Raw genomic sequence first — 12,539 nt, forward strand, 5'->3', positions numbered from 1 at the left:
TCAGTTGAAGTTCGGCGGCTGCGACAGGTCGGTCGCCGGCGCCGCCGGCTTGGCGGGCGGCGTCTCGCCGAAATTCGGCGGCTGCGAGAGATCGTTCGACGGTGGCGCCGCGGGTGATGGGCCACCGTTGGCTGGTGGTGGTGTGCCGAGAGGCGCAAGGCCTGGCATATCAGGCAAGTTGATCTCGATCGTTCCCGGATCGACGGCCGCACCCTTGTAGCGCATGACCATTTGCGGGAAGGCGATGGTCAGCCCGATCATGATCACCTGGATGCAGACGAAGGGCACGGCGCCCCAATAGATCTGGCCGGTGGTCACCGGCGCGATCTGCTTGCCGGTGAGGCGATCGAGATAGGGCACGCGCGCGGCGACCGAGCGCAGGTAGAACAGCGCAAAGCCGAAAGGCGGGTGCATGAAGGAGGTCTGCATGTTGACGCCGAGCAGCACGCCGAACCAGATCAGGTCGATGCCGAGCTTATCGGCTGCCGGCGCCAAAAGCGGCACGATGATGAAGGCGAGCTCGAAGAAATCGAGGAAGAAGGCGAGCACGAAGACCAGGATGTTGACGCCGATCAGGAAGCCGACTTCGCCGCCCGGCAGCGACGTCAACAAATGCTCGACCCAGACGTGGCCGTTGACGCCGTAGAAGGTCAGCGAGAACACCCGCGCGCCGATCAGGATGAACAGCACGAAGGAGGAAAGCCTGGTCGTCGAAGCCAGCGCCTGCTTGATGACCTCCAGCGACAACCGCCCCTTCATTGCCGCCATCGCCAGGGCGCCAACCGCGCCCATGGCGCCGCCCTCCGTCGGGGTTGCGATGCCGAGGAAGATGGTGCCCAGCACCAGGAAGATCAGTGCCAGAGGCGGGATCAAAACGATGATCACCTGCTGCGCCAGCCTGGACATCATGTTGATGTTCAGGCCCTTGTCGGCGATCGCCACGATATAGATCAGGATCACGCCGATGCTGGCGCCAAGGATATCGGCATTGTCGCCATGCGCCGGCGCAAGGTAGCGATAGGCCGCATAGGAAGCCGCGACTGCCACCAGCAGTGCCGCGAGCAGCGACAGCACGCCGTGGCCAAGCGTGCGGGCCGCCAGCGGCAACGCCGGCATCGAGTTCGGCCGGACGACCGACATGATCAGGATGTAGAGCGTGTAAAGGCCGGTCAGCACCAGGCCGGGGATCAGCGCGCCGGCATACATGTCGCCGACCGAACGGCCGAGCTGGTCGGCCAGAACGATCAGCACCAGCGACGGCGGGATGATCTGGGCGAGTGTGCCGGATGCCGCGATGACGCCCGACGCCAGTCGTCGGTCATAGCCGTAGCGCAGCATGATCGGCAGCGAGATCAGGCCCATGGCGATGACCGAAGCCGCGACCACGCCCGTGGTCGCGGCAAGCAGCGCGCCGACGAAAATCACCGCATAGGCAAGGCCGCCGCGAACCGGGCCGAACAGCTGGCCGATCGTGTCGAGCAGGTCCTCGGCCATGCCCGATCGTTCCAGCACGATGCCCATGAAGGTGAAGAACGGGATTGCCAAGAGCGTGTCGTTCGACATCACCCGGCTGCCGTAGAAATTGTCGGGCAGCGCATGCAGCAGCGGCCACGCCAGGTTGATCGAGCCGCCCGAATAGGGCGACAGCACGACACCGATGAAGAAGAACATCAGGCCGTTGGCGGCGAGCGAGAAAGCGACGGGGTAGCCGATCAGCAGGAAGATGATCAGCGAAGCGAACATGATCGGCGCCATGTTCTGGGCGATGAACTCGATCATGGGCGCGCCTCCTGGGCGAGCGCCTTGGCTTCTTCGGCAAGGGCTTTCGCCTCGAGCTCGGCCTGTTCGTGCACCGAGATGAACGGATTGGGATCGTCCATGTCGCCGCGCATGATGGCGATCTTCTTGATGATCTCGGAGATGCCCTGCAGCGCCAGCAGAAAGAAGCCGACGAGCAGGATCGCCTTGGCCGGCCAGATGATCAGGCCGCCGGAATTGTTCGACATTTCGCCGCTGCGGAACGACAGCGACACGTAGGGTATAAAATAGATCACCATCAGCGTCACGAACGGCATCAGGAAGAAGACATGGCCGAGCAGGTCGATCCAGTGCTGCACGCGGCGCGACCACATGCCGTAGACGATGTCGATGCGGATATGGTCGTTCTGTTTCAGCGTGTAGGCGGCGGCCAGCATGAAGGCGGCGCCGAACAGGTACCACTGCAGTTCCAGCCAGGCATTCGACGAGACGTCGAAGACCTTGCGGATGATGGCATTGGCGGCGCTGACCAGGATTGCCAGCAGGATCAGCCACGATATCCACCGGCCGATGAACTCGTTCATACGGTCGATCGTTCTGGATAGAGCGAGCAGCCCTGCCATGCATTTCCTCCCTGAGGTCGAAGGCGCGCCGGCTCCCCTATTTTCCGTCGCGCCGCTGTGGCCCAACGGTATGCCGTGCGTGGTTCGGCGGGTCAACATGGCATGGGCGCGATCAACGCCGTCGTGACGGGAGGCAGGGGATAAGTGCCGACCGGCTGCTGCGTCATGCAACCAAAGTCTGACAGCGGATGCGGCGATCAGGCGATCTTCTGCTGGTCGCGGCCGGGACCGATCAGCACAAGTGCCGCGACCAGGAACAGATACATCCAGCCATCGCGCCATTCGATCGGGAAATAGCCGGCCCATAGCGACTCCGCCATGCCGAAGGCGGCCGCACCGAGCGCGGCCCGAGGCGGAGAGAGATAGCCGCCCACCGCCGTCACGAACAGGATTTTCAGCCCGTAGACGAGGCCGGAGCCGAAGCTGACATTGCCGTAGTAAAGGGCGGCCATGATTCCGGCCAGCGCGGCGCAGAAACCGCCGAACAGCACCGCATGCCGGAACACTGCGCGCACGTCCACGCCGCACATGGCAGCCGCTTTGGGATCGTCGGAGACGGCGCGCCAGCGGCGGCCGAAGCCCGAGCGGGCAAACGCCCATGCAGCGAGCATGATTGCCGCCAGAACCACCGCGCAATCGATGAGCTGGATCAGCGTCAGCGTCGCCTGGAAGCCGGCATCCTGAGCAAAAACGATGGGCTGCGCCAGCATCGGCGGCAGCCACCAATCATGCGTGTCGGCGGCGATACGGCTTGCTTCCGACAGCACCAGCAGGATGCCGAGCGTCGTCACCACAATGGCATTGGGCGTGCGGTCGGCCAGCGGTTCGAAGACGCTGCGCGACAGCACGTGGCCGATCAGCGCGGCATAAAGGAAAGCCGTGACGACGCCGAGCACCACTGCCGCCAGCAAGGTCAGCCACAATACCTGATAGCCGAAGGCCACGGTCAGGATCATCGTCTGGCCGCAAAAGGCGAACAGCGCGCCATAGGCGAGATTGGTCCGGTGCAGGATGCCATTGGTCAGCACGTAGCCGAAGGCAAGCAGCGCATAGAGCGCGCCGGAATGCAGCCCGTTCAGCACCTGCTGGAAGAAATAGAGCATGGACAGCTTTCAGGGCATGTCGCCCAAAAGTGCAAAGCGGTTTTGGGGCAACGACTTGCCTCAACAAAATCCTGCGCCGGAGCCCGCGCCAAGGTTTGCATCGTAAATCTAACTTGTCAAACGCGATTTATCGGTTAGATTTCTGATATGACAGTATCTTGGAGCCCACATCGCTTCACCGGCGGCATTCTTGCGCTCGATACGGCCAACACCGTGGTGTTGCGCAACGATCCGGAAAAGACTTTCGACCGTTTTGCCGATCCGGCCGAGATCGCGCGCTTCGCCAACGCCGCAACCGGCTTTCGCGGTGCCGAGCTTGGCGGCAGACCGCTAGAGGCGACCTCGCCGGACAGCATCGCGCCGGTGGTGCTGGCGATCCGCGAGACGACCGACCGCCTGTTTCGCGGCGCGGTGTCGAAAGGTGCGCTTGCCGCCGGCGACCTCGCCGCTTTTCTCAAGGCCTGCGCCAACGGCCTCGATCGGAGCCCTGCCGAAATCGGCGCACCGGGTAGACCGTTCGGCGATCCATCGACGCCGATCGCGTTCGAGGCGGCGCTGGCGGTTTCGGCCTTGTCGCTGCTGCGCGACGACACGGTCGCCAGGCTCAGGATCTGTCCCAATTGCAGCTGGCTGTTTCTCGACAGGAGCCGCAATTCCAGCCGCCTTTGGTGCGATATGGCTGTGTGCGGCAACCGCCAGAAAGCAAGCCGTCACTATCGCCGCCGCACGGCGGCACATGAGGTCAACAATGCTTAGGGTTGTTTTTCGTTCAATCCTTGTCGGTGCTGCGCTCATTGCAGCCGTTGCGCTTGGCGCCTGCCGCGACACCGGCGGCGACGGCAAGCTGTTCGAGGTTTCCGGCAAGGTCGTCGTCTTCAACTACCGTCTCGCCCGGGCGACCTATGTCGTGACGCTGCGACCCCTGCAGCCGATGGGCGAAGGCCAGGTGGCGGTCGCCAGTTTCCAGAATCCGGCCGGCGGCCCTCCCCTGGTAGTCGAGCAGAAGGTCTGGCCGAAGCTCGACAAGGTCAGCCTGGAGAGCCCGGCGCTCACCTGCATCGTCAAGGACAAACCCTATGCGATCTCCATCAGCATCAGGGGTCCTGACGGCACGTTCCTGCAGAAGATCGACACGACGCTGATGTCGAGCGAGGACCAGTCGATCCTTCCCGACCGGCCGCTGGTGGTCGACCAGCTCTATACGGCCAATCCCGATCTTGCCGGCCATCCCGACGGCAAGCTGCCGGGTGAGCCGAAGCCGGATTGCTCGAAAGGCTGACGCGTCTTTGCCGGGCGCGACTGCGTGGAAATTTTCGGTCGCCGGACAACCGCCGCGGACCGATTTCGTGCCGGATACGCGACGGCAGCGGATCGTTCGTTGCGCTTTGCCTGGCACTTTCGATTTCGTTTGACCTGCCTTGCAAGCGGAGAAAGACTGCGCCATCTCACTCCTACGTTGGCTGCGCGCCCCCCGGTGCTGCCTCCGCCGAGGAAATGCCTGATGACGCTGCACGACGTCGCGCTCGACGACAAGTTCGATCTCGGTAAGGAGCGCATCTTCCTGTCCGGCGCACAGGCGGTCATCCGCATGCTTTTGATGCAGCGCGAGCGCGACCGCCGGGCCGGCCTCAACACGGCCGGCTTCGTGTCCGGTTATCGCGGCTCGCCGCTCGGCGGCCTCGATATGCAGCTGTGGCGGGCGAAAAAGCAGCTGGCGCAGGCCGACATCGTTTTCCAGCCCGGCCTCAACGAGGAGCTTGCCGCCACCGCCTGCTGGGGCTCTCAGCAGACGGAATTGCTGGGCGAAGGCAAGCATGACGGGGTATTTTCGGTCTGGTACGGCAAGGGTCCGGGCGTCGACCGCTCCGGCGACGTTTTCCGCCACGCCAACCTCGCGGGATCGTCGAAGTATGGCGGCGTGCTTGCGCTGATGGGCGACGACCATATGGCCGAATCATCGACCAATGCGCACGCCACCGAATTCCTGTTCGTCGACACCATGGTGCCGATCCTCAACCCGGCCGGCGTTCAGGAGATCATCGACTACGGCCTCTACGGCTTTGCCATGTCGCGCTTCGCCGGCACCTGGGCGGCTATCAAATGCGTCAAGGACAACATCGAATCCACGGCCTCCGTCGATGCCGCGCTCGAGCGCCTGAACATCGTCGTGCCGGAGTTCGATATGCCGCCCGGCGGCCTCAACATCCGCGATGAGATCGACATGCTCGGCCAGGAGGAGCGGCTGCATGAATACAAGCGCGCCGCTGCATCCGCCTTCATCCATGCCAACGGCCTGAACCGCATCGTCTATTCGGGCGGCCGCGCGCCGAAGCTCGGTATCATCACGCTCGGCAAGAGCTATCTCGATGTCCGCCAGGCGCTGGAAGACATCGGCATCGACGAGGCCGCCGCCGGCCGCATCGGCATCCGCCTGTTCAAGGTCGGTTGCCCATGGCCGCTCGACCTGCAGCATATCGCCGAATTCGCCCGCGGCCTCGACACCATCGTCGTCGTCGAGGAGAAGCGCTCGCTGATCGAGGTGCAACTGCGCGAAAACCTCTACGGCACCGCCACCCAGCCGATGATCGTCGGCAAGAAGGACGAGCGCGGCGACTGGCTGTTCCCGGCCAAGGGCGCGCTCGACCCCAACGAGATCTCCATTGCGCTGGGCGAGCGCATCCTGCGCACAATCGGCCCTTCGGAAGAGATCACTGCCAAGGTGGCAAAGCTGCGCCAGTTCCAGGCGATGCTTGCCGACACCAGCGATATCGGTTCGCGCACGCCGTTCTTCTGCTCCGGCTGCCCGCACAATTCCTCGACCAAGGTGCCGGTCGGCTCGATCGCCGCCGCCGGTATCGGCTGCCATTTCATGGCGCTGTGGATGGACCGCAACACGGTCGGCTTCACCGCCATGGGCGGCGAGGGCGCACAATGGGTCGGCCAGGCGCCATTCTCCAAGCGCGGCCACATTTTCCAGAATCTCGGCGACGGGACCTACAATCACTCCGGCACGCTGGCGATCCGCTTCGCGCTGTCGACCGATGCCAACATCACCTACAAGATCCTCTACAACGACGCCGTCGCCATGACCGGCGGCCAGCCGCATGAGGGCGGCCTGACTGTCGACATGATCGCCAGGCAGGTGCGCGCCGAAGGCGTCGAGCGCATCGCCATCGTCACCGACGAGCCGGAGAAATATGCGGGGAAGGCCGAATTCCCCTCCGGCGCCACCATCCACCACCGCGACGACCTCGACCTCGTCCAGCGCGAGCTGCGCGACGTCAAGGGCGTCTCGGTGCTGCTCTACGACCAGACCTGCGCCGCCGAAAAGCGCCGCCGCCGCAAGCGCGGCACCTTCCCGGATCCCGACAAGCGGGTCTTCATCAACGAACTGGTCTGCGAGGGCTGCGGCGATTGCGGCCTGCAATCGAACTGCGTCTCGATCCAGCCGGTCGAGACCGAGTTCGGCCGCAAGCGCAGAATAGACCAGTCGAGCTGCAACAAGGATTTCTCCTGCGTCAACGGCTTCTGCCCGTCCTTCGTCACCGTGCACGGCGCCAAGATCAGGAAGGCCGAAGGCATTGCCGGCCGCTCCGACCCGCTTGACGGCGTGCCGGTGCCGGCCGAATTCCCGCTCGGTAGCGAGGGTTGGGCGGCGATCATCGACGGCGTCGGCGGCACCGGCGTCGTCACCATAGGTGCTGTGCTCGGCATGGCCGCCCATCTCGAGGACAAGGGCTGCGGCATGATCGACATGGCCGGCCTCGCCCAGAAGGGCGGCTCGGTGTTCACCCATGTCCGCATCGCCCGCACCCCGGACGACATCCACGCGATCCGCGTTTCGGCCGGCAAGGCGGACCTGGTGCTCGGCTGCGACCTCGTCGTCTCGGGCGCCAAGAAGGTGCTTGGCGCGGTACGCGAAGGCCATACCATCTTCCTCGCCAACACCGCCGAGATCATGCCTGGCGAGTTCGCCCGTTCGGCCGATTTCTCGCTGCCCATCGAGCGCCTGAAGAAGGCGATCCGTGCTGCCGCCGGCGAAGACAAGACCCATTTCTTCGACGCCACGCGCACCGCCACCCAATTGTTCGGCAATTCGCTCGGCGCCAACATGTTCATGCTCGGCTTCGCTTTCCAGCATGGCGGGCTGCCGCTGTCCGCGCAAGCCGTTGAAAGAGCGATTGAATTGAATGGCGAGGCGGTGGCGATGAACATCGCCGCCTTCCGCTGGGGCCGGCGCGCCGCGCATCAGCCGGAGTTTGTGCGCGGCCTCATCGCGCAACCGAGCAAGGCCACTGAGATCGCCGAGACGCTGGACGATATCATCGCCCGCCGCGTCGCTTTCCTCTCTGCCTATCAGAATGCCGCCTATGGCAGGCGCTATGTCGAGCGGCTGGCGGTCCTGCGTGCCGCCGAGGCAAAGGCCGTGCCCGGCTCGACCGCGGTGACCGAGGCAGCCGCCAAAAATCTGTTCAAGCTGATGGCGATCAAGGACGAATATGAGGTGGCGCGGCTCTACACCGACGGCTCCTTCGCTATGGAGCTCTCAAAACAGTTCCAGAGCTACGAAAAGCTCGAATTTCATCTGGCGCCGCCGATCATGGGCAGGCGCGGCAATGACGGCAAGCCGAGGAAATCGAGCTTCGGCCCGTGGATGATGAAGGGATTTCGCCTGCTGGCGGCGCTGAAAGGCCTGCGCGGCACGGCCTTCGACGTGTTCGGCTACAGCACTGAGCGGCGCATGGAGCGGCAGCTTCTGGCCGGCTATGAGGCCGATCTGGAGCTTGTCGCCAAAGCACTTGCGCCAGGCAGGATCGAGGCCGCCATCGCCCTTGCCTCGGTGCCGGCGCTCATTCGCGGCTACGGCCATGTGAGGCAGGGCAGCGCCGAAAAGGCCGAGGGCGAGCGCACAAGGCTTGTCGAGCGGCTGGCCAACACGCCGGCGCGGCCTGAACTTCAGGCCGCCGAGTGATCGATACGCCTTGTTTACCTGAACACGAATTTTCGCGGTTTACGCCGGTGGAGCCGACTTGACGCCAAGCGTCGAAACGGCATCTCTAAACCTTTCTTAAGGCGAATGTGACATGACTGCGGTTCGTGCGACACCGCAGGCCATGCAAGAAAACAAAGCCGCAGAGATAGGTGAGGACGTCTATGCTGGGTTCGTGCGATCGTTGTTCAACGATCCCGGGATCCTGCTGATTGGCGCATTTTGCCATGGCCTCATCGGCATTCTGGTTTATTTTACCTCGGGGCATCCGGCCTATCTTGCATTGGCCGGGCTTATGCTTGGGGCGGGGCTTTACCGTTACTACGGCATCCGCAAAGGCCTGCGCATAGGCAGTTTCGAAACTTATGAACAAGCCAAGAAGTGGGAACGCTACTACCTGGTTGGCGGCACCATCCAGGCTTTCTTCATGGGGCTTTTCTGCTTCACCTCAATCTATCTCATTCCCGATGTCTTCGGGGAAAGCGCCGCCATCGCCGTCATAATGGGCTCGACGGTGACCATTGTCGGCCGCAATTACGGCTCCAAGACCATGGTTGCGGTGCAGGCCTTCACGGTCGTGCTGCCGATCGCGGTCGGGCTGATGCTCAAGGGACATCTCGGCGATTTCATCCTCGGCCTCTACATCGTGCCGTTCATCTTCATCATCACCCGGATGGCCAGCCACGTCCGCACCGTGCTGTTCAACGCCATTTCGGAGCGCAAGACGGCCGCCAGGCTCGCCGAGCGCTTCAACCGCGCGCTCAACACCATGTCGCATGGCCTGGTCATGCTCGGCCCCGACGGCAAGGTCGTGGTCGGCAATGCCGAAGCCGCGCATCTGATGTCGCTGCGCTCGCCTGACCAACTGCTCGGGCGGTCGATCCATTCGCTGCTCCTGCGCGGCGTCGCCGGAGGCATGCTGGCGCCGAAAGACTGTCGTTATGTCGAAGCGCAGCTGACGCGCGCCTTGCGCGAGGGCCGCGACCGCAAGGTGCTGGTCTCCTTCTCCAATGGCCAGCACTATGAGTTCTCGGCCCGCGAAGGCAATCAGGATCTCGGTGTCATCACCTTCGAGGACGTCACCGCCCGCGTCGAGGCTGAGGAAAAAATCCGCTTCATGGCGCGCTATGACAGCCTTACCGGCCTGCCGAACCGCGCGTATTTCCATGAGCTGGTCGGTGAAGCCATGGCGTCGGGCAGCCGCGACCGCCTGTGCGCCCTGGCGGTGCTCGATCTCGACGATTTCAAGAGCGTCAACGACACCCTCGGCCATCCGGTCGGCGACGGACTTATCTATGCCGTTGCCGAGCGGCTGGCGGCCGTCGCCGGGCAAGGCGTCAATGTCAGCCGTTTCGGCGGCGACGAGTTCATGATCTTCTTCGACCGCGTCGAGGATGAAAGCCATCTGACGGGCCTGCTCGACCAGATCTTTGCCGATCTGCAGGGCGAGGTCGACGTCGCAGGCCACGGTCTGCGCATCCAGGCAAGCGCGGGCGCCGTGCTGTCCAGGGTCGACGACACCGATGTCGACGCCATGATCGTCAAGGCCGATCTGGCGCTCTACAAGGCCAAGGAACTCGGCAAGAACAACTGGCGGCTGTTCGAGGCGGCGATGGATGCGGCGTTCCGCAACCGCCAGCTGATGAAGGCCGACCTGCGCACGGCGGTCGAAGGCAAGGCGCTGCGGGTGGTCTATCAGCCGATCGTGGCGATGAACACCATGCGCATCGCCAGCTGCGAGGCCCTGTGCCGCTGGGATCATCCCGATCTCGGGCCGGTTTCGCCCAGCATCTTCATTCCGCTGGCCGAAGAAATGGGCATCATCTCCGAGATCAGCACCTTCGTGCTCGCGGCTGCCTGCGCCGAATGCGCCAAATGGCCGGGCCAGACCAGCGTCTCGGTCAACCTTTCGGCCAAGGATTTCCGCAACCGCGACGTCGTCCAGAAGGTTCGCGACGCGCTTGCCACATCGGGGCTCGCCGCTGGCCGCCTCGAGATCGAAGTCACCGAAACCGCGCTGCTCGACGACAAATCGCTGACGCGCCAGTATATCGAGGAACTGAAGCAGCTTGGCGTGCGCATTGCGCTCGACGATTTCGGCACCGGCTATTCAAGCCTGAGCTACCTCCACAAGCTGCCGCTCGACAAGATCAAGATCGACCGTTCGTTCCTGATGGACGTGACCCAGAACAAGCGTTCGCTCGACTTGTTGAAGGGCATCGTCGACCTGACTCGCGTGCTCGGGCTGACCGTCACCATCGAAGGTGTGGAAACCTTCGAACAGCTGAAGATCCTGGTGCATTCGGTCAAGCCGGACCTCGTCCAGGGCTTCCTGTTTGGCGCAGCACTCAGTGCCTCGGGCATTGAGACCATGTCCAACGTGACCTGGCCTTTCGCCGCCGAGCTGCGGCCGGCGGCAAAACTCGCCACGCCCTGACCCGTCATTAAATTGCGCTTGAAAAGCCCGTCTAAAAAGCGTTGTATTGTCTAGACGTTAACTGATTGTTAAGGTTAATGATCGGTAAACACAGACGATTAGAGTTTCATCTTCTTGTTCCTTCGGTCGTCCGGTATTGTTCTCCTGCGGCGGTACGAGGGGAAGTAATGGACACGCATCAGTCAGGTGTGCTTTCGGGTGCGGCAGTCAAATCTGGCCCGCCTTCCCTGTTCGCCCGCAACGTCCTCGACGTCCTCGAGCGTGTCGAATACCGGCGCTGCGAAAGCGGCGAGGATCTCGAAGCGGTCTACCGGCTGCGCTACAAGGCCTTTCATACACACGGCCTGCTTGACACCATTACCGAACAGAAGCTCGTCGATCACCTTGACGAAGTGCGCAATTGCTACTGTTTCGGCGTCTTCATGGATGGCGAGCTGGTCAGCACCGTCAGGCTCCACCATTTGACCCGTGAGACCCCCGAAGCGCCGATCATGACCGTTTTCGGCGACCGGCTGCTGCTGCGGCTGGCGCGCGGTGAAACCTTCATCGACCCGAGCCGGTTGGCGATCGATCCGCAAATGTCGTCGGCCAACCGCGCCCTGCCCTATGTCACGCTGCGGCTCGCGGTTATCGCCAACACCTTCTTCAACGCCACCAGCTGCATTTCGATGATCCGCGAGGAGCACACGGCCTTCTACCATCGCATCTTCGGATCGGTGCAGGTCGGCGAGCCGCGCCTCTACCCGCCCTTCACCATGCCGATCTTCTTCTATGAATCGATCTGCGAGCAGAACATGGCCCCGACGCTGGAGCGCTTTCCCTTCTTCCAGTCGACGGCGCTGGAGCGGCGTATGCTGTTTGCCAAGGCGCCGGCCGGCGAGCTCGCGCCGCTGACCATCCTGCCCACCGCCAAATATTTTCGCGAAGCAGCGTAATGTCGGCAAAGCCGGCGCACTTTAGCGCCCGGTGCGAGGAGCTTTCCGGCCGCTTCGGCGTTCTGGACGTCACGACCCCGATGCGGCCATAGAAAGGAACCGACATGCATATTCCCGAGCTAGCACTGACCCCGCTGATCTCGCTGATTGCCGGCGTGCTGATCCTGGTGATGCCGCGGCTGCTCAACTACATCGTCGCGCTCTATCTGATCGTCATTGGGCTGCTCGGGCTGTTTCCGCATTTAGCCGGTTGAAACGCAAAACCCTCAACGTTCGACGTTAGGCCGGCGACAAGCCCTACTGCCGGCTTTCAACATTCCTTTGAGGCTGTTGTCACTGGTCGTGCGGCAATAGCGCCATTGCTCTTGGCCCGGCTTTTCGCTATGTGCCTCAAAGATGTCTTCGAAGGGGTATTCCTATGGCTGATCACACGCCGACCGGTCCTGTCGAACTGGGCGCGAAGATGGACTATGCCGAACATGACCGCACCTATCATGGCTTTCTGGCGCTGGCCAAATACGGCTCGCTGTTCTGCGGCGCCCTGCTCCTGGCCATGGCTTTCGGCTTCTTCGCAGGCGGCTTCTTCTCCGCGACCATCCTGTTCGTGCTGATCCTCGCCCTCGGCGCCTTCATTCTCCGATAGTCTCTTCAGACCCTTGCCAGGGGGTGTAGCCGGACATCCGGCCGCACTCT

Annotated in this window: 10 protein-coding genes; 7 read left to right on the plus strand and 3 right to left on the minus strand. The window is 63.1% G+C overall.

The window, feature by feature from the left end:
• From NKJ75_RS19740 to NKJ75_RS19750, 3 genes are all read right to left on the minus strand, one after another.
• Entirely contained in the window at positions 1-1,779 is a 1,779-nt protein-coding gene (locus NKJ75_RS19740) for a TRAP transporter large permease (protein WP_023815966.1), read from the minus strand.
• Positions 1,776-2,381 (minus strand): TRAP transporter small permease subunit, encoded by a 606-nt coding sequence (locus tag NKJ75_RS19745; protein WP_023671348.1) that lies wholly within the window; start codon positions 2,379-2,381, stop codon positions 1,776-1,778. Before NKJ75_RS19745 ends, NKJ75_RS19740 begins: the two co-directional genes overlap by 4 nt.
• Before the next feature lie 197 nt (positions 2,382-2,578).
• Positions 2,579-3,484: a branched-chain amino acid ABC transporter permease gene (locus NKJ75_RS19750; RefSeq protein WP_023695936.1), complete on the minus strand. Its 906-nt coding sequence runs from the start codon at positions 3,482-3,484 to the stop codon at positions 2,579-2,581.
• Positions 3,485-3,631: 147 nt separating this feature from the next.
• Between NKJ75_RS19750 and NKJ75_RS19755 the strand changes: the two genes are divergently transcribed.
• The 7 genes from NKJ75_RS19755 (at position 3,632) to NKJ75_RS19785 (ending at position 12,489) form a co-directional block, all read left to right on the plus strand.
• Positions 3,632-4,240, plus strand: a complete 609-nt coding sequence (locus NKJ75_RS19755) for a CGNR zinc finger domain-containing protein (protein ID WP_023694705.1) — start codon at positions 3,632-3,634, stop codon at positions 4,238-4,240.
• On the plus strand, positions 4,233-4,763 hold the full coding sequence (locus NKJ75_RS19760) for a hypothetical protein (protein ID WP_023694704.1): 531 nt from the start codon (positions 4,233-4,235) through the stop codon (positions 4,761-4,763). The genes NKJ75_RS19755 and NKJ75_RS19760 overlap by 8 nt, the downstream gene beginning before the upstream one ends.
• Before the next feature lie 222 nt (positions 4,764-4,985).
• Complete coding sequence (locus NKJ75_RS19765) at positions 4,986-8,456, plus strand: indolepyruvate ferredoxin oxidoreductase family protein (RefSeq protein ID WP_352500071.1); 3,471 nt, start codon at positions 4,986-4,988, stop codon at positions 8,454-8,456.
• 112 nt (positions 8,457-8,568) lie between these two features.
• Positions 8,569-10,911 (plus strand): putative bifunctional diguanylate cyclase/phosphodiesterase, encoded by a 2,343-nt coding sequence (locus NKJ75_RS19770; RefSeq protein WP_502900280.1) that lies wholly within the window; start codon positions 8,569-8,571, stop codon positions 10,909-10,911.
• Positions 10,912-11,078: 167 nt separating this feature from the next.
• Entirely contained in the window at positions 11,079-11,846 is a 768-nt protein-coding gene (locus tag NKJ75_RS19775) for an N-acyl amino acid synthase FeeM domain-containing protein (protein WP_023671342.1), read from the plus strand.
• Positions 11,847-11,950: 104 nt separating this feature from the next.
• Positions 11,951-12,100, plus strand: coding sequence for a DUF3096 domain-containing protein (locus NKJ75_RS19780; protein ID WP_023671341.1), 150 nt, complete (start codon positions 11,951-11,953; stop codon positions 12,098-12,100).
• Positions 12,101-12,264: 164 nt separating this feature from the next.
• Positions 12,265-12,489 carry an aa3-type cytochrome c oxidase subunit IV gene (locus NKJ75_RS19785; protein WP_023671340.1) on the plus strand — a complete coding sequence of 75 codons (225 nt, stop codon included), beginning with the start codon at positions 12,265-12,267 and terminating at the stop codon, positions 12,487-12,489.
• Positions 12,490-12,539 lie beyond the last annotated feature (50 nt).

Source organism: Mesorhizobium sp. M0058 (assembly GCF_040323095.1).
Classification (GTDB): Bacteria; Pseudomonadota; Alphaproteobacteria; order Rhizobiales; family Rhizobiaceae; genus Mesorhizobium.

Coding starts and splice junctions, on each gene's coding strand:
- NKJ75_RS19770 (WP_502900280.1), top strand. CDS start 8,569: ATGACTGCGGTTCGTGCGACACCGCAGGCCATGCAAGAAAACAAAGCC.
- NKJ75_RS19785 (WP_023671340.1), top strand. CDS start 12,265: ATGGCTGATCACACGCCGACCGGTCCTGTCGAACTGGGCGCGAAGATG.
- NKJ75_RS19780 (WP_023671341.1), top strand. CDS start 11,951: ATGCATATTCCCGAGCTAGCACTGACCCCGCTGATCTCGCTGATTGCC.
- NKJ75_RS19745 (WP_023671348.1), bottom strand. CDS start 2,381: ATGGCAGGGCTGCTCGCTCTATCCAGAACGATCGACCGTATGAACGAG.
- NKJ75_RS19760 (WP_023694704.1), top strand. CDS start 4,233: ATGCTTAGGGTTGTTTTTCGTTCAATCCTTGTCGGTGCTGCGCTCATT.
- NKJ75_RS19750 (WP_023695936.1), bottom strand. CDS start 3,484: ATGCTCTATTTCTTCCAGCAGGTGCTGAACGGGCTGCATTCCGGCGCG.
- NKJ75_RS19740 (WP_023815966.1), bottom strand. CDS start 1,779: ATGATCGAGTTCATCGCCCAGAACATGGCGCCGATCATGTTCGCTTCG.
- NKJ75_RS19775 (WP_023671342.1), top strand. CDS start 11,079: ATGGACACGCATCAGTCAGGTGTGCTTTCGGGTGCGGCAGTCAAATCT.
- NKJ75_RS19765 (WP_352500071.1), top strand. CDS start 4,986: ATGACGCTGCACGACGTCGCGCTCGACGACAAGTTCGATCTCGGTAAG.
- NKJ75_RS19755 (WP_023694705.1), top strand. CDS start 3,632: ATGACAGTATCTTGGAGCCCACATCGCTTCACCGGCGGCATTCTTGCG.